Source organism: Mycolicibacterium aubagnense, from assembly GCF_010730955.1.
In the GTDB taxonomy this organism is placed as follows: Bacteria; Actinomycetota; Actinomycetes; order Mycobacteriales; family Mycobacteriaceae; genus Mycobacterium; species Mycobacterium aubagnense.
The window spans coordinates 4,501,188-4,517,777 of sequence record NZ_AP022577.1 but is presented as its reverse complement, the minus strand read 5'-3'; the positions used below and the strand labels follow the sequence as shown (position 1 = coordinate 4,517,777).

19 protein-coding genes are annotated in these 16,590 nt (G+C 66.8%); 11 read left to right on the top strand and 8 right to left on the bottom strand.

Going from position 1 to position 16,590, the window contains the following annotated elements:
* The first annotated feature begins 20 nt into the window (after nt 1–20).
* Entirely contained in the window at nt 21–431 is a 411-nt protein-coding gene (gene arr, locus G6N59_RS21645; RefSeq protein ID WP_138228884.1) for an NAD(+)--rifampin ADP-ribosyltransferase, read from the top strand.
* Nucleotides 432–498: 67 nt separating this feature from the next.
* On the opposite strand, the gene G6N59_RS21640 is transcribed toward arr, so the two are convergent.
* Nucleotides 499–840 (bottom strand): DUF1801 domain-containing protein, encoded by a 342-nt coding sequence (locus G6N59_RS21640; RefSeq protein WP_138228883.1) that lies wholly within the window; start codon nt 838–840, stop codon nt 499–501.
* A 58-nt stretch (nt 841–898) separates the two neighbouring features.
* On the bottom strand, nt 899–1,972 hold the full coding sequence (gene ychF, locus G6N59_RS21635; protein WP_138228882.1) for a redox-regulated ATPase YchF: 1,074 nt from the start codon (nt 1,970–1,972) through the stop codon (nt 899–901).
* 83 nt (nt 1,973–2,055) lie between these two features.
* Between ychF and G6N59_RS21630 the strand changes: the two genes are divergently transcribed.
* On the top strand, nt 2,056–3,201 hold the full coding sequence (locus G6N59_RS21630) for a DUF6542 domain-containing protein (RefSeq protein ID WP_138228881.1): 1,146 nt from the start codon (nt 2,056–2,058) through the stop codon (nt 3,199–3,201).
* A 37-nt stretch (nt 3,202–3,238) separates the two neighbouring features.
* On the opposite strand, the gene G6N59_RS21625 is transcribed toward G6N59_RS21630, so the two are convergent.
* Nucleotides 3,239–4,249 (bottom strand): 4-hydroxy-3-methylbut-2-enyl diphosphate reductase, encoded by a 1,011-nt coding sequence (locus G6N59_RS21625; RefSeq protein WP_138228880.1) that lies wholly within the window; start codon nt 4,247–4,249, stop codon nt 3,239–3,241.
* A 66-nt stretch (nt 4,250–4,315) separates the two neighbouring features.
* Here G6N59_RS21625 and G6N59_RS21620 point away from each other — a divergent pair, with 66 nt between their 5' ends.
* From G6N59_RS21620 to G6N59_RS21605, 4 genes are all read left to right on the top strand, one after another.
* Complete coding sequence (locus G6N59_RS21620) at nt 4,316–4,897, top strand: lipid droplet-associated protein (protein ID WP_138228879.1); 582 nt, start codon at nt 4,316–4,318, stop codon at nt 4,895–4,897.
* Between the two features lie 4 nt (nt 4,898–4,901).
* Entirely contained in the window at nt 4,902–6,146 is a 1,245-nt protein-coding gene (gene xseA, locus G6N59_RS21615; RefSeq protein ID WP_138228878.1) for an exodeoxyribonuclease VII large subunit, read from the top strand.
* Nucleotides 6,133–6,345, top strand: a complete 213-nt coding sequence (locus G6N59_RS21610) for an exodeoxyribonuclease VII small subunit (protein ID WP_138228877.1) — start codon at nt 6,133–6,135, stop codon at nt 6,343–6,345. Before xseA ends, G6N59_RS21610 begins: the two co-directional genes overlap by 14 nt.
* A 63-nt stretch (nt 6,346–6,408) precedes the next feature.
* Nucleotides 6,409–7,494 carry a 3-beta-hydroxysteroid dehydrogenase gene (locus G6N59_RS21605; protein ID WP_138228876.1) on the top strand — a complete coding sequence of 362 codons (1,086 nt, stop codon included), beginning with the start codon at nt 6,409–6,411 and terminating at the stop codon, nt 7,492–7,494.
* Nucleotides 7,495–7,533: 39 nt separating this feature from the next.
* Here G6N59_RS21605 and G6N59_RS21600 read toward each other — a convergent pair whose 3' ends face one another.
* Nucleotides 7,534–7,809, bottom strand: coding sequence for a dsRBD fold-containing protein (locus G6N59_RS21600; protein WP_138228875.1), 276 nt, complete (start codon nt 7,807–7,809; stop codon nt 7,534–7,536).
* Between the two features lie 197 nt (nt 7,810–8,006).
* Between G6N59_RS21600 and G6N59_RS21595 the strand changes: the two genes are divergently transcribed.
* The 4 genes from G6N59_RS21595 (at nt 8,007) to G6N59_RS21580 (ending at nt 11,993) form a co-directional block, all read left to right on the top strand.
* A complete protein-coding gene (locus G6N59_RS21595; RefSeq protein WP_138228874.1) occupies nt 8,007–8,510 on the top strand; it encodes an FHA domain-containing protein in 504 nt (167 codons plus the stop codon).
* Nucleotides 8,511–8,667: 157 nt separating this feature from the next.
* A complete protein-coding gene (locus G6N59_RS21590) occupies nt 8,668–10,218 on the top strand; it encodes an arylsulfatase (RefSeq protein ID WP_138228873.1) in 1,551 nt (516 codons plus the stop codon).
* Nucleotides 10,219–10,227: 9 nt separating this feature from the next.
* Nucleotides 10,228–11,121 carry an HAD family hydrolase gene (locus tag G6N59_RS21585; RefSeq protein ID WP_138228872.1) on the top strand — a complete coding sequence of 298 codons (894 nt, stop codon included), beginning with the start codon at nt 10,228–10,230 and terminating at the stop codon, nt 11,119–11,121.
* Nucleotides 11,118–11,993 carry a formylglycine-generating enzyme family protein gene (locus G6N59_RS21580; protein ID WP_138228871.1) on the top strand — a complete coding sequence of 292 codons (876 nt, stop codon included), beginning with the start codon at nt 11,118–11,120 and terminating at the stop codon, nt 11,991–11,993. The genes G6N59_RS21585 and G6N59_RS21580 overlap by 4 nt, the downstream gene beginning before the upstream one ends.
* Nucleotides 11,994–12,001: 8 nt before the next feature.
* Here the strand turns inward: G6N59_RS21580 and G6N59_RS21575 are convergent, their stop codons facing one another.
* Nucleotides 12,002–13,033: an NAD-dependent epimerase/dehydratase family protein gene (locus tag G6N59_RS21575; RefSeq protein WP_138228870.1), complete on the bottom strand. Its 1,032-nt coding sequence runs from the start codon at nt 13,031–13,033 to the stop codon at nt 12,002–12,004.
* A 7-nt stretch (nt 13,034–13,040) separates the two neighbouring features.
* Nucleotides 13,041–13,283, bottom strand: coding sequence for a hypothetical protein (locus G6N59_RS21570; protein ID WP_138228869.1), 243 nt, complete (start codon nt 13,281–13,283; stop codon nt 13,041–13,043).
* A 372-nt stretch (nt 13,284–13,655) separates the two neighbouring features.
* Here G6N59_RS21570 and G6N59_RS21565 point away from each other — a divergent pair, with 372 nt between their 5' ends.
* Nucleotides 13,656–15,026 carry a hypothetical protein gene (locus G6N59_RS21565; protein ID WP_138228868.1) on the top strand — a complete coding sequence of 457 codons (1,371 nt, stop codon included), beginning with the start codon at nt 13,656–13,658 and terminating at the stop codon, nt 15,024–15,026.
* Here G6N59_RS21565 and G6N59_RS21560 read toward each other — a convergent pair.
* The gene (locus G6N59_RS21560) at nt 14,952–15,410 is read right to left on the bottom strand and encodes a hypothetical protein (RefSeq protein ID WP_138228867.1); all 459 of its coding nucleotides are present in this window, start codon (nt 15,408–15,410) and stop codon (nt 14,952–14,954) included. The two genes, G6N59_RS21565 and G6N59_RS21560, sit on opposite strands and share 75 nt — an antisense overlap.
* Nucleotides 15,407–16,513 (bottom strand): molybdopterin-dependent oxidoreductase, encoded by a 1,107-nt coding sequence (locus tag G6N59_RS21555; protein ID WP_163912096.1) that lies wholly within the window; start codon nt 16,511–16,513, stop codon nt 15,407–15,409. Before G6N59_RS21555 ends, G6N59_RS21560 begins: the two co-directional genes overlap by 4 nt.
* Nucleotides 16,514–16,590 lie beyond the last annotated feature (77 nt).

The window sequence follows — 16,590 nt, the reverse complement described above, 5'->3', positions numbered from 1 at the left end:
GCAGTTTGTAGCCTGTCGGCATGGCAGAGCCTTTGGACGACGGGCCCTTCTTTCACGGCACCAAGGCCGAACTTCAGGTCGGAAACCATCTCACCGCCGGTTTCCGGTCCAACTACCGGCCCGAAATCGTGATGAACCACATCTACTTCACCGCCTTGCGCGACGGCGCAGGGCTGGCCGCTGAACTCGCCGCCGGCGACGGGGCGCCCCGGGTCTACGAGGTGGAACCGACCGGCGAGTTCGAGAACGATCCCAACGTCACCGACAAGAAGTTCCCCGGCAACCCCACCCGGTCCTATCGCAGCACCGAGCCACTGCGGATCGTCCGCGAGGTCACCGATTGGACGCGACTGACACCCGAGGCTCTCCAGACGTGGCGAGACCGGCTGGCCGCGATTCACGCCGACAACCGCGGCGAGATCATCAACTGAGCCATCGCCGCGGGCAAGGCGTCGCCGGCAGACGACGTCGGGCCCCGGGAACAATCGCCCCAGCGCGCTAATTGCGGTTGGCTCTCACTGCCTCGTGAATCAACGCTTTGAACGCGTCGGCGTCCAGTTCGTCGCCTTCGCGCAGATCGATGGCACGCCGGACTCCCGCGTCGAGACTCGCGTTGAACAAATGATTTGGGTCGTTCAAGGACGCGCCCTTGGCGAAGGTCGTCTTGACCTTGTCCTTGTACATCTCCACCGTGCAGATGAGGCCGTCCAGTGAAAACGTCGGCACGCCGTCAGGGTTCGACGGCTTGCGCCACTTGGACTCCTCGACGACATCGGGTTCGGCTTGTTTGATCAATGACCGGAGCTCATCGACTCGATCGCTCCGCCAATCCCCACTCACAGCCGTCAATGTACTAGGCAAATCTGGCTGCCATCGGGAGGTGGCGCACTGCCCCGACCTAAACGTTGAAGCGGAACTCCACGACGTCCCCGTCAACCATGACGTAGTCCTTGCCTTCCATCCGGACCTTGCCGGCGGCCTTGGCCGCGGCCATGGACCCGGCTTCGACGAGGTCATCGAAGGCCACGATCTCGGCCTTGATGAAGCCCTTCTCGAAGTCGGTGTGGATGACCCCCGCCGCGCGAGGTGCGGTGTCGCCCTGGTGGATGGTCCACGCCCGCGATTCCTTGGGCCCCGCGGTCAGGTAGGTCTGCAGCTTCAGCGTCCGGAAACCGGCGCGCGCCAACGCATCCAGGCCGCGTTCGGTCTGGCCGATGGACTCCAGCAGCTCGGCGGCGGACTCGTCGTCGAGCTCCAGCAGCTCGGCTTCGATCTTGGCGTCCAGGAACACCGCTTCGGCCGGCGCGACCATCGCGGTCAGCTCAGCCTTGCGCGCCTCGTCCGTCAGCACCGACTCGTCGGCGTTGAAGACGTAGAGGAACGGCTTGACGGTCATCAGGTTCAGTTCCCGCAGGATGGACCAGTCCTTGCCGGTGGAGAACAGCGTCTTGCCCTCATCGAAGATCGCCTGAGCCGCCACCACGGCTTCGAGGACCGGCTTGCGGTCCTTGTTGGTGCGAGCTTCCTTCTCGAGCCGCGGCAGAGCCTTCTCGAGGGTCTGCATGTCGGCGAGGATCAGCTCGGTCTCGATGACCTCGATGTCGGACTTGGGGTCGACGCGGCCGTCGACGTGCACGACGTCGTCGTCGGCGAAGGCGCGCACCACCTGACAGATGGCATCGGCCTCACGAATGTTGGCCAGGAACTTGTTGCCCAGGCCCGCGCCCTCGGACGCGCCCTTCACGATGCCCGCGATGTCCACGAACGTCACCGGCGCCGGAACGGTCTTTTCGGAACCGAAGATCTCGGCGAGCTTGTCGAGCCGTGGGTCGGGCAGCGGCACCACGCCCTCGTTGGGTTCGATCGTTGCGAACGGATAATTAGCCGCGAGCACGTCATTACGTGTCAACGCGTTGAACAGCGTCGACTTTCCGACGTTCGGCAGACCGACGATTCCCAGGTTCAGACCCACGAGTTCGACAGTTTAGGGGGCGCCACACTGTTGCAGACCCCACCTATCCGCGCTATGGCAGGAATTGCCGGTACGGTCTAGGAGTGTCAGCAGAGCATCACGGGCCCGAAGCCGCCCTCGATCGCCGCTCGGCGCTGCCCAGCATCCCGGGAATCCCCTGGTGGGGAGCCATTGTGCTGGCCGTCACAGCCACCGCGATCGGCTTCGCGTACGACGCCGGCACCGGTGACAAAGAACTCAGCGCGTTCTTCACTTTCTGCTACGTGGCCGGCTGTGTACTCGCTGTGCTCGCGGTGCGACGGTCCGGCATTTTCACCGCGGTCATCCAGCCGCCGCTGATCCTTTTCGTTGCGGTGCCCGGCGCGTACTTCATGTTCCACAGCGACAAGATCGCCGGCATCAAGGACCTGCTGATCAACTGCGGGTATCCGCTGATCGAGCGTTTTCCGACGATGTTCTTCACCGCAGCGGCGGTTCTCGTCCTCGGGCTGGTCCGTTGGTTCGTCCTGCCGCAGTTCCTGACCTACGAGGACGACGACGAGGACGAGGCAGTCGCCGAGGCCAAGCCGCGCCGCACCCGCCGCCAGGCCGACGACGAAGACGTCGCGCCCGCCGGACTGGCCGGACTCGCCGCAACGCTGTCGGCCAAGCTCACCAAACTGACCACCGGCCAGACGCCCCGCAGCAGCCGTACCCGGGCGACCCCGTCGCGCCGTTCGGCGGCGGAGGCGCCCCGCCGAAGCGCGGCCGACCCGCAACGCGCACCGCGTCCGGCACGTGCCCGTGCGCACGCCGGCGATACCGAGCTGATCGATCCGGTGCCGGGTCAGATGCGGCGGCCTCGGCCCGCTCGCCCACGCCCAGCCGACACCGACCCGTATGCCGTTCCCGACGAGCCCCGTCGTCGCCCGCGACCGGCCAATGACCCGCGTGAACCGCGTCGCACCCCGCCGCAGGAGCGGTACGACTACCGGGAGCCACGGGAGCGGGATCGCTACGAGCGCCCGTCACAGCGCCCGGCCGCGTCCGAGCCGCGCCGTCGTCGCTACGCCGACGATCCGTACGAGCCCGTCGACCGCTACCAGTCCCCCGCGCGTCCGTCGCGGAGCGCACCGCCCAGCGGCGCCCACCACCCGGTTTCCCGAGTGCGGTACCGCGGGGCAGACGACGACGCCGCAGCGCCCGAACCACGTGAGCGCCGGCCGCGTCAGCCCCAGAGCTGGGACTGACGCCGGCCGCGTCAACGCTCGGAAAAGCGCGCGAAAGTCAGTGCCGGGCCGGGCGAATCTCGCGCGGCAGCGCGAAAACCAGCGTCTCGTTGGCGGTGGTGACGGGCTGGACGGTGTCGTAGCCGAATTCCGCGAGGCGCTCGAGCACACCGCGCACCAAGATCTCGGGCACCGACGCACCTGAGGTCACGCCGACGGTCGTCACGTTCTCCAGCCACGCCGGATCGATGTCCTCGGCGTAGTCGACCAGCTTCGCCGCGTTCGACCCGGCGTTCAACGCCACCTCGACCAGCCGCACCGAGTTCGACGAGTTGCGCGAGCCGACGACGATCACCAGCTCGCATTCCGGGGCCATCGCCTTGACCGCAACCTGGCGGTTCTGGGTGGCGTAGCAGATGTCGTCGCTGGGCGGGTCCTGCAGCGTGGGGAACTTCTCCCGCAGCCGCCGCACGGTCTCCATGGTCTCGTCGACGGACAGGGTGGTCTGGGATAGCCAGATGACCTTGTTCGGATCACGCACCGTCACCTTGTCGACGGCATCCGGGTTGTCGACGACCTGCACGTGGTCAGGTGCCTCGCCCGCGGTGCCGACGACCTCTTCGTGGCCCTCGTGGCCGACCAGCAGGATGTCGTAGTCGTCGCGGGCGAAGCGCTTGGCCTCGTTGTGCACCTTGGTGACCAGCGGACACGTGGCGTCGATGGTTCGCAGATTGCGCGCGGCGGCTTCCTCGTGCACCGTCGGCGCGACGCCGTGGGCCGAGAACACCACGATGGCGCCCTCGGGCACCTCATCGGTCTGCTCGACGAACACGGCCCCGGCCTTGGCCAGGGTGTCCACCACGTAGCGGTTGTGCACGATCTCGTGCCGCACGTACACCGGGGCGCCGTGCTTCTCCAGCGCCCGCTCGACGGTCTCGACCGCGCGGTCCACGCCCGCGCAGTAGCCGCGCGGCTCGGCGAGCAGCACGCGCTTGCCGGTTTTGCTCATCGCGGCTCCGGCGACCGAAACGGTGGCGCCGGGAATGCCCATATTGATCGTCGGTGGCATACGTCGAGGGTACTGCTCAAGGGTACTGACCACCGCGCGGCCGCAGCCAGCCGTACTCTGGCAAGCATGTCTACTGCGCCCTACGGAGTCCGGCTGCTGGTCGGCGCGGCTGCGACCGCGCTCGAGGAGACCATTCGGCTCCCCCAAACCATCCTGACCTACCCGATGACTCTGGCCAGTCAGTTCGCCCAGCTGGTCATGAAGATGCAGCAAGACCTGGCCGAACTGGTCAACAAGGGCGACGAGACGCTCGAGCAGTGGTTCCCGCCGAAGGACGAGCAGCCGGAGTGGGCCACCTTCGACGAGGATCTGCTGGACGCGGCGGCCCCCACGGACACGGCCACCCCCACCGAACAGCCTGACGGCGCCCGCCTGACCGAGGGCCGCTTCGCGCTGTACAGCACCGGTGCCGCCGACGCACCGAAGCCGGCGACGAACGGTTCGGCCACCAACGGAGCGGTTGTGGCTCCGGCCATCGTCGACGATCTGGGCTACGCCGACCTGACGCTGGCTCAGCTGCGGGCCCGCCTGCCCCAGCTCAAGGTGGATGACCTCGAGGCGCTGCTGACCTACGAGAACAACACGAAGTCCCGCGCGCCGTTCCAGACGCTGCTGGCCAACAGGATCACCCGCGCGACCGCGAAGTGATGCGGTGACGTCGGCTGCCGCAGCGGCCGAGAACGAGAACTCGGCCGAGAATCCGTGGCCGGTCCGGGCGGTGTCCACCCGGGTGGCCAAGTACATCGACCGGCTCGGCACCATCTGGATCGAGGGCCAGCTCACCGAGCTGAAGTTGCGCCAGTCGACGGCGTGGATGGTGCTGCGCGACCCGGCCGCCGACATGTCGCTGTCGGTCAGTTGCCCCCGTGCCCTGGTCGACGACGCCCCGGTCGCCCTGTCCGAGGGCACCCAGGTGATCATGCTGGGCAAGCCGCAGTTCTACACCCGCAACGGCTCATTCTCGTTGCGTATCAGCCAGATTCGCGCGGTGGGCATCGGCGAGCTGCTGGCCCGCATCGATCGGCTACGCCGGCTGCTGGACGCCGAGGGGCTGTTCGATCCGCGGCTGAAGCGCCCGATTCCGTTCCTGCCGGGCACCATTGGCCTGATCACCGGCCGGGCCTCGGCAGCCGAACACGACGTCGTCACCGTCGCCGAAAGCCGTTGGCCCGCAGTTCACTTCGATATCCGCAACACCGCTGTGCAAGGCACCAACGCGGTGCCGCAGATCGTCGAGGCCCTGCGCGCCCTGGACGCGGCACCACACGTGGACGTCATCGTGATCGCACGCGGCGGCGGCAGCGTCGAGGACCTGCTGCCGTTCTCCGACGAGACGCTGTGCCGCGAGATCGCCGCCTGCACCACCCCGGTGGTGAGCGCCGTCGGGCACGAACCGGACAACCCGCTGTGCGACCTGGTCGCCGACCTGCGGGCGGCCACCCCGACCGACGCCGCCAAACGCATCGTCCCGGACGCCGCCGCCGAACAGGCATTGGTGACCGACCTGCGCCGGCGCAGCGCGCAGGCCCTGCGCAACTGGGTGCATCGCGAAGAGCGCTTCATCGGTCAACTGCGCGGCCGCCCGGTCCTGGCACAGCCACTCCACGCGCTCGACGTCCGCGCCGAGGAGATCACCCGCGCAGTGGCAGCCGCGCGGCGCGACATCCGGCGGCTGATCGCCACCGAAACCGACCACGTCGGCCACCTGTCGGCCCGGCTGGCCACCCTGGGCCCGGCCGCGACGCTGGCGCGGGGGTACGCCGTGGTGCAGAACCTGTCCGCAGCCGGCGCGGTCCTGCGGTCAGCGCAGGATGCCCCGGCGGGAACCAGACTCCGAATCCGGGTGGCCGACGGCGCCGTCACGACCGTGAGCGAAGGAATATATGACGAACATTAGTCAGCTTGGCTACGAAGATGCCCGCGACGAACTGATCGAGGTCGTCCGCCGGCTGGAGGCGGGCGGACTCGATCTCGATACCTCGCTGCAGCTCTGGGAAAGGGGTGAACAGCTGGCAAAACGGTGCGAAGCGCACCTGGCCGGCGCGCGCAAGAAGGTCGAGGACGCGCTCGCCACGGGCACCGACGACGAAAATTGATAGGCGCGGTAGTTTTTTCCGCAGTCTGTTAACTGGAACACGTTTCAGTTATGCTCCTGCATCATGCGTGATGCTTCCCTGACCACAGACCTCGGCCGCGTGCTGGTAACCGGCGGGTCTGGCTTTGTCGGCGCCAACCTGGTGACCGAGCTGCTCGGCCGCGGCCACCACGTCCGGTCGTTCGACCGGGCGCCGTCCCCGCTGCCGGCCAACCCGAATCTGGAGACGCAGGTCGGCGACATCACGAACCCCGACGACGTTGCGGTGGCGGTGAAGGATATCGACACGATCATCCACACCGCGGCGATCATCGACCTCATGGGCGGCGCGTCCGTCACCGACGAGTACCGCAACCGCAGCTTCGGTGTGAACGTCGGTGGCACCGAGAACCTGGTGAAGCTGGGCCGGGCCGCGGGCGTCAAGCGCTTCGTCTACACCGCCTCGAACAGCGTCGTGATGGGTGGGCAGGACATCCAGAACGGCGACGAGACCATGCCGTACACCGCCCGCTTCAACGACCTCTACACCGAGACCAAGGTCGCGGCCGAGAAGTTCGTGTTGTCGCAGAACAACATTGAAGGCGACGGGTCAGGCTTACTCACGTGCTCCATCCGGCCCAGCGGCATCTGGGGCCGGGGCGACCAGACCATGTTCCGCAAGGTGTTCGAGAACATCCTCGCCGGGCACGTCAAGGTGCTGGTCGGCAACAAGAACATCAAGCTGGACAACTCCTACGTGCACAACCTGATCCACGGTTTCATCCTGGCCGGCGAGCACCTGGTGCCGGGCGGCACCTCACCCGGGCAGGCCTATTTCATCAACGACGGCGAGCCGCTCAACATGTTCGAGTTCGCCCGCCCCGTGGTCGCCGCGTGTGGCCGCAACCTGCCGACCTTCTACGTTTCCGGCAAGCTGGTGCACCGCGTGATGATGGCGTGGCAGTGGCTGCACTTCAGGTTCGCCCTGCCCGCGCCGCTGATCGAGCCACTGGCTGTCGAACGGCTCTACCTGAACAACTACTTCTCGATCGCCAAGGCCAAGCGCGACCTGGGCTACGAGCCGCTGTTCAACACCGAACAGGCGATGAAGGAATGCATGCCGTACTACGTCGACCTCTTCCGCCAGATGGAAGCGGCCGAAGCGAAGTAGCTCCCCGTAGGCCTCAGACCACGGCCCGTGTGCCTCTACTCAGCGGTAGAGATGCACGGGCCGTTTGGTTGACTGCTCGATGTTCGCCGAGGCTGCGACGAGCAGATCGGTGCCGAGCGCGATGAGTGCGCGGGCCGCCGCGATCTCCTCGCCGATCATCGGCGCACTCGGATCTTTGGGATTGCGGTAGGCATCCCCCGTCGTGGCGATGGTGTCGTCACGGAGCCGGGCATGCGCTGAGGCGTGGGTGTGGACATCGTCCTCGAAGAACTCGATCTCGACGTGCCACTTGTTGGTCAGATCCTTGTCGTACATGTCGATCACCTTCCCGCTTCAAGGGTGCGCTTTGAGCCGCCTGATGTCGATACGTGACCAGGATCGAAAGGCCCGGCCGCTTCCCGCAGCCGCCATCTCAATGCCCGCCTCGCAGTGACTTTCGTCCCTGGTGCGAGCGCGGGCACACAGTGTGAGCTAACGGTGACAGCCAGTGGGCTACGGGTATCGGAGGCGTCATGTCAGAAGCGATGGTCGCGATGCCGCGGCGGTCAGAATTGGACCGGCCTCAGAAACGCGCTTCAGAAACCCCCGCCACTCAACGTGGCTTCTCAACGGCCACCGACGGGGATGCCGGCGAGCAGGGCGCCGGGCCAAGCGACTGGGCCGTTCTGGTCGTCACCCAGGGTCCACACCCTGGCACGCGGTTCCTGTTGGATTCGCCGGTCACGTCCATCGGCAGGCTCCGCGATAGTGACGTCTTCCTCGATGACATCACCGTCAGTCGACGGCACGCGGAAATCCGTTGGAACAACGGCGCATTCACATTGGCGGACGTCGGCGGCCTGACCTGCACCCATCTCAACGGTAAGTTGGTCGATGCCGTCGCGCCGCTGAACACCGGGGACGTGGTCGAGGTCGGCGAGAGTCAACTGGTCTTTCTGACACATCCCGCGGTACCCGCCGCATGGCACCGCCCAGTCGACGCGGGCCATGAGTGCGAAAGCGTCGGCGTCCATTAGTCGGCAACTCGATCCGATTCGCCCGAGTCCGGCACAGGTACGGCGGGCGCCTGACCGGTAATGGGGCCGAACGTCCGCCGAACCCGCTCGGGAATCACCGCCAGCACGTAAAGTCCAACGGACACAGGAATTTCCGCTTCGACCGAGGAGCTCTGCCATGCCCGACGGCAAACCCAATATCCTGGTGATCTGGGGCGACGACATCGGCATCAGCAACCTGAGTTGCTACAGCGACGGGCTGATGGGTTATCGCACCCCGAACATCGACCGCATCGCCGCAGAGGGCATGCGATTCACCGACTCCTACGGCGAGCAAAGCTGCACCGCGGGTCGCGCGGCGTTCATCAGTGGGCAGAGCGTGTACCGCACCGGGATGAGCAAAGTCGGCATACCGGGCGTCGACATCGGCTGGGCCGCTGAGGATCCAACCATCGCCGAGCTGCTCAAGCCGCTGGGCTATGCCACCGGCCAGTTCGGCAAGAACCACTTCGGCGACCTCAACAAGTACCTGCCGACGGTGCACGGGTTCGACGAGTTCTACGGCAACCTCTACCACCTCAACGCCGAAGAAGAACCCGAGCAGTTCGACTACCCGCACAAAGACCAGTTCCCGCTGCTGTACGAGAAGGCACTGCCCCGTGGGGTGATGGACTGCAAAGCCACCACCGAGGTCTCGACCGAACCCGACGACCCGAAGTTCGGTCCGGTCGGGAAGCAGACCATCACGGACACCGGTCCGCTCACCGCCAAGCGGATGGAGACCATCGACGACGACATCGCCGACCGCACCGCCGACTACATCAAGCGGCAGCACGAGGCGGGCAACCCGTTCTTCGTGTGGTGCAACTTCACCCACATGCACCTGTACACCCACGTGAAGCCGGAGAGCCGCGGGCAGGCCGGGCTGTGGCAGTCCGAGTACCACGACGCGATGATCGACCACGACAAGAACGTGGGCACGGTGCTGGACGTCCTGGACGAACTCGGCATCACCGACGACACCATCGTCATCTACTCGACCGACAACGGCCCCCACCGCAACTCGTGGCCCGACGCCGGCACCACCCCGTTCCGCAGCGAGAAGAACACCAACTGGGAGGGCGCCTTCCGCGTGCCCGAGATGATCCGCTGGCCCGGCAAGATCCAGGCGGGCAGCGTCTCCAACGACATCATCCAGCACCACGACTGGCTGCCGACGCTGCTCGCCGCGGCCGGCGATCCCGACGTCGCCGAGAAGCTCAAGAAGGGCCACAAGGCCGGCGCCGACGGCGATACCGAGTACAAAGTCCACATCGACGGGTTCAACCTGCTGCCGTATCTGATGGGCGAGGTCGAGCACAGCCCACGTCGTGGTTTCTTCTATTTCAACGACGACGCGGAGCTGGTCGCGATGCGCTTCGAGAACTGGAAGATCGTCTTCGCCGAGCAGCGCTGCCAAGGCACGCTGCGGATTTGGGCCGAACCGTTCACTCCGCTGCGGGTCCCGAAGCTGTTCAACCTGCGCACCGACCCGTACGAGTACGCCGACATCACCTCGAACACCTACTACGAGTGGTTCCTGCGGCGAGACTTCTTCGCGTTCTATGCGACGGCCATGGCCGCGGCGTTCCTCGACACGTTCAAGGAGTTTCCGCCGCGGCACCCACCGGCCAGCTTCAGCATCGACCAGATCGTCGAGAAGCTCCACGAGTTCCTGGCCGCGGACTGAAGGCGCTGGGTGCTGAAACATTGGAACGACGGCCCGACGAAGTCGGCGATCGTCGACTTCGTCGGGCGCGTCACCACCCCGGGCCCGGATTTCGTTGCGCCCCAAGACCGCATCGCGGTCTTCGACAACGACGGCACGCTGTGGTGTGAGAAGCCGGCGTACATTCAGCTGGATTTCCTGATGCGGCGGCTGGCCGCGCAAGCCGCCGCCGATCCGGCGCTGGCCGCTCGGCAGCCCTACGCCGCGGCCGCGTCAGGCGACCTGGACTGGTTCGGCGCGGCCGTCACCAAGCACTATCAGGGTGACGACAGCGAGCTGAAAGTGCTTGCTACCGGCATTCTTTCGGCGTACTCCGGGATAACCGTCGAGGAACATGCCGCGCGGGTTACGGCGTTCTTCGCCGAGGTCCGACATCCGACGCTGGATCGTTCGTACACCGAATGCGGGTATGTGCCGATGATCGAGTTGCTGCGCTACCTGGAGTCGAATGCGTTCACCTGCTACATCGTCTCCGGCGGCGGGCGTGATTTCATGCGGCCCGTCACCGACGGGATGTACGGGATCCCGCCCGAACGCGTGGTAGGAAGCTCGGTGGGCGTCACGTTCGCCGACGGCAATCTGGTGACGACGGCGCAGCCCGAGTTCCTCAACGACGGGCCGGTGAAGCCGGTGAGAATCTGGGACCGCACCGGCCGGCGGCCGATGTTCGCGGCGGGAAATTCCAACGGCGATATCGAAATGATGCAATACACCAAGGGTTTTCGGCTGCTGGTGTGGCATGACGATGCCGACCGCGAGTTCGCCTACGAAGCCGGTGCCGAGAAAGCACTGAAGATGGCAGAGTCCGAAGGCTGGACCGTCGCCAGCATGCGGTCCGACTGGGCCGAGGTGTTCCCCCGTTGACCCTGGTGTGGATTCCCGGGCAGACCACGGTGCTGGGTTCCGACGAGCACTATCCCGAGGAGGCCCCGGCCCGCGAGGTCACCGTCGACGGTTTCTGGATGCAGCCGCACCAGGTGACCAACGCGGACTTCGCCGCGTTCGTGGACGCCACCAGCTACGTCACCGTCGCCGAGCGGCCGCTCAACCCCGCCGAGTATCCGGGCGCCCCCGCGGAAAACCTGCAACCGGGCTCCATGGTGTTCCGCCGCACGCCCGGCCCCGTCGACCTGCGCCACCTCAGCCAATGGTGGACGTGGACGCCGGGCGCGTGCTGGAACCATCCGCGTGGCCCCAAGTCGTCGCTGCGAAACCGGGAGCACCATCCCGTCGTGCACGTGGCGTTCGAGGACGCCGCGGCATACGCCGACTGGGCCGGACTGACCCTGCCCACCGAGGCGCAGTGGGAAGTGGCGGCCCGCGGTGGCCTGGACCGCGCCACCTACACCTGGGGCTCCGCGCCTGAGCGGCCCGGGCAACGGTTGGCCAACTTCTGGCACGGCGAGTTCCCGTACCTGCCCGACACCGGCTACGGCCAGACCACACCCGTCGGCAGCTTCCCCGCCAATGACTACGGCCTGTTCGACATGGCGGGCAACGTCTGGGAGTGGACCACCGACTTCTACGGCGCCACCCGGGACAGCCAGCCGTGTTGCGCCGCAGACAGTTACGACACCGATCAACCGGGCACACCGGTACCGCGCCGGGTGATCAAGGGCGGGTCGTTCCTCTGCGCGGACAGCTACTGCTTGCGCTACCGGCCGGCGGCCCGCCGTCCCCACGCTGTCGATACCGGGATGAGTCACATCGGATTCCGGTGCGTGCGGACCGGGTGAGGTACCGGTCAAACCCGTAGCGGCGCGAATGCGAAGTCGCGCAACCCGTCCCGAGGGTGGATCACCGCGGTGAACCCGAGTTCCCGGGTCGCCCGCGCCGGGTCGGCGACGATATGGCGGACGTCGCCGCTGCGATACTGCCCGGTGACCGATGGTGACGGGGCACCGCGGGCCGCGCACAACTGCCCGGCCACATCGCGAATCGCGATCGGATGCCCCGAGCAGACGTTGAACGCGGCGAATCCGTCGTTGCCGAATTCCACCGCGGCGACATTGGCCGCCGCCACGTCGTCGACGTGGACGAAGTCACGCATCTGTCCGCCGTCCTCGTAAACGTTTGGGACAATGCCGTTTTCCAGCGCGGAACGGAAGATCGCGGCCACTCCCGAGTAGGGCGTGTCGCGCGGCATGTGGGGCCCGTACACGTTGTGATAGCGCAGCGCGACCACGGAGCCACCGACCGCGTCGGCCCAGGCCAGTGCGTAGTGCTCCTGCGCGGTCTTGCTCGCCGCGTACAGACTGCGCGGCCGCAGCGGTGCGTCCTCCCCCACCAGGCGCCAGCGCAGCTCTTCGTCGCCGACCGGGCACCGGTGCTCGAAAACACCGGCATCGAGGTCGGTCCGGTACCGCGGCAACGGATCGACCGGGCCGTGCTTCGCGCATTCGTAGCCACCCTGGCCGTAGACCACCATCGACGACGCGAGGACCAGCCGACGACAGCCGGCGGCATACATCTGTGCGAGCAGCACCGTGGTGGCGTAGTCGTTGTGACTGCCGTATGACGGCGCATCCGCGGCATTGACGCCGGCGCCGACGACGGCGGCCTGGTGACACACGACGTCGATACCCTTGAGCTGCACTGCCAATGCCTCGGCATCACGCACGTCGTGGACCAGGCAACCGTCGGGCGGCAGTGCCCCGGGGCCATGTGCGGCACCGAGCATTGCGTCGATTGCCACGACCTCGTGCCCGGCCGCGGCCAACTCCGCCCAGATGCGCGAACCGATGAATCCTGCCGCGCCGGTCAAGAGCACTCGCACGGTGCCGTCAGCAGCCGTCGGGACAGGCGATGTCGACGATCGCCGACGGTGCGTCGCCGCCCGCCAGCGTGCTGACGTTCTTGACCGCGCAGGCGGTGAGCGGAGCCGTGGGTGTCTGGTTGATCTGCACCAGGTACCCCTGGGCGCGTAGTTCGTTGACAGCCACGTCGGCCGTTGTCGCCGACGCGACCGGCGCCAGCCCGACCGCAGCCAACGCGGCCAGCCCCGCCCCAATGATCACAGATTTCATCGCTGCTCCATGTGTCTCGAATCCGGAACTTCTCCTGCTGACATCGTGGCCCACGAATGCCGTGTTCGGGAGAGCCCGCGCTGAGCCGAGGCGGTCGGAAGTGACCGTCGCTCCGTCACAGAGGTTGCAGCACATGGTTTTTCGCAACCCATTACCGAATGGTGACCAATCCCGCCTCCAGGCATCGAGGTTGGCCCTTCGCGGCCTCTCTCGGACGCCTGCTTCGTCGCCGCGGCGCAGCCGACTCACGGTCACCACATGTCCAGGCTCATGGATCGCGTCCCCAGGGAGCGTTCTCCCGCGCCATGACTTACGCCATCGGGGAGTTCCGACGCCCACAGGTCATCAATTCGTCACCACTGCCACCAGAGGATGTCTCTTAGGCTGGCACTCGTGAATACCCGCCGTAGGACAGCGACGGCAGCCGGCGTCGGCCTCGCGTTGGTCGTCGCGGCGTTCGTGGTGCCCCACCTGCAGCTGGGTATCGTCACCCCGCTCATCAACAGCACGCCGACTCAGATCCGCAATTTCGCACAGACCGCGCCGATCTTCGGCTGGTGGAACGCCCATGTCGGCTGGGGCACGGCGCCGGCGGTACTCATCGCGGTGGCGGCCGTGCTGTGGGGACCGACGGTGGCGGCGCGACTGCCCTGGCGGACGGTGCCGCTGACGGTGTGGGCGGTGGCCTGCGGTTGGGCGTTCGCGCTGGCGATGATCGACGGCTGGCAACGCGGGTTCTCCGGCAGACTGACCGCCCAGAACGAGTACCTGCGGCAGGTGCCGAGCATCACCGACATCCCCGAGGCACTGCGCACCTTCTCCTCCAGAATCCTTGATTTCCATCCGAACTCGTGGATCACGCATGTCTCCGGCCATCCCCCCGGAGCACTGTTGACCTTCGTGTGGCTGGACCGCCTCGGACTGGGCGGTGGAGCCTGGGCGGGTCTCTGGTGCCTGCTGATCGGATCGAGTGCGGCCGCGGCCATCGTGGTGACGCTGCGCACGCTGTGCGGCGAGACCACCGCCCGATCGGCCGCACCGTTCGTCGCTGTCGCGCCCACCGCCATCTGGATCGCCGTGTCTGCCGACGGCTACTACGCCGGGGTGGCCGCGTGGGGTATCGCCCTGCTGGCGATGGCAACCCGCAACCGCCGCCCGGCACTCACCGGTGCCGCGGCCGGGCTGCTGCTGGGTTGGGGCATCTTTCTCAACTACGGCCTCGGTCTGATGGCCATACCCGCTGTCGCCGTACTGATCACCGCGCCGGACCGACGGGTGGCGGCCCGCGTCCTGCTGCCCGCGGTCGTCGCGGCACTGGCGGTGGTCGGCGCCTTCGCGGCGACCGGATTCTGGTGGTTCGACGGATACACCCTGGTGCAGCAACGGTATTGGCAGGGCATTGCCATGAATCGGCCGTTCCAGTACTGGTCGTGGGCCAACCTCGCGTCGGTGGTGTGCGCCATCGGCCTCGGTAGTGTCGCCGGCCTGAGCCTGGCATTCGACCGCACCGCACTACGGCAGCGCAGCGGCCTGCACCTGCTGGTGCTGGCCGCTCTGCTGGCCATCGTGTGCGCAGACCTGAGCATGCTGAGCAAGGCCGAGACAGAACGGATCTGGCTTCCGTTCACCGTCTGGCTGACGGCGGCCGGCGCACTGCTACCGGCACGATCACGGCGTTGGTGGCTGGCCGCCAATGTCATCGGCGCGCTCGCCCTCAACCACTTCATTCTGACGAACTGGTAGCAGCCGCCTGACCGCGAGATAGCCGGGGACGCACGCCCACACCAAGGCCAGCGAAATCCACAGTCCCGCATGGTAATTTCGGTCCAGCACCGTCATGTTGTCGGGGCGCATCCCGGGCTTGTCGAAAACCGGGATGGCCAGCAACGCCAACACCACGGTGCACAGTCCGGCGACCGCCACGGGCGCCTGCCACGACGTCGGCAGTACCCGCCGGGCCGTGAAACCCAACGCCACGCACAACGGCGCGAACACCGCGTCATGCACCGCCACCGCCACCAGCGCCCACACCGCCATACGGATGAGGATCACCGGAGGGTTCTCCAACACCAGGACGGCACCATAACCGGCCAGCGCCAAGCCCGCGATGAACAACAGCACCCTCATTGCATCACCTCGATCCGGGACAACCACTTGGTCTGCAGCACACCGGGTCTCGACGGCGCGATGAGCCGGCACGGATAGCCGTGATCTGGATGCAGCGTCTCACCGTTGAGTTCGAGCGCGATCAGCGTCTGGCCATCGCGGGCATGCCGGGCAGGTAGCACGGTGCGCGAATACGGTCCGGGCGGCTCGAGCGAGACCATCCGGACGTCGGCGTGTGGCGATCCGCCGACCATCGCAATCAGGTCCGCGAGCACCACCCCGGTCCATTCCGCATCCGCGCTCCACCCCTCGACGCAGGCGATCGGCAGGTGGAACGTCCGCTGCGGCAGGGCCCGCAGATCGGACACCGAAAATGACCGGCTCGTGGCGCCATTCGTCACCGTCAAGCGGTACTGAGGCGACGCCGCAGCCTGCAGCACACCCGCCGCGACGGCCGACCGGTTCACCGGAATACCTTGCGGCCCTTTGCCCGAGCGCGGGGCCAGCGCCGATATCTGACGCAGCCACGGCACCGTCTGACCTGCCGTGGCCAGGGTCGCCACCGCGACCGCCAACCCTGTTCCGAGCAGTACCGTGCGCCGGGTCGGGCCGACCGCCCCGCCGGCGGCCACCCCGTCCAGCGGCTCCCCGAGAGCCCGCCGAATCGTCGGCAGCTTGACGGCGATATGCACCAACACCGCGCCCGCTGCCAGGTAGGCCACCGCGTAATGCGCGGTGGTGAAGAAGAATCGGAACACGTACCACTGCGCGATATTGAGCAGACCGGTCGACAGCTCGAACAGTATCGCGCCCACCAGCACCAGGATCGAGAGTCGCTCCAACTGCCGGGTGACGCCGCCGATGATCGGGCGTTCAAACAGCTTGGGCCACACCGACCACAGCTTCACGACGGTCAATGGAATAGCCGCGATTCCCGAGCACACATGAAGACCCTGGGTCACCCGGTACAGCCACACCGGGTGCGCCGGCCAGAAGAACCAGGGTTGCGGATGCTGGATCAGGTGACTGATCAGACCGGTCAGGAAGCACACGGTGACGGCGATCCCGAGCATCACGCCGACCCGTGCGGTTACCGCCGTGCCACGCAGTCCCGAGAGGCTCATCGGTGTCTTCGGCTCTTCGCCCGAGAGGCTCATCGGTGCCTTCGGCTCTTCGCCCGAGAGGCTCATCGCTGTCTTCG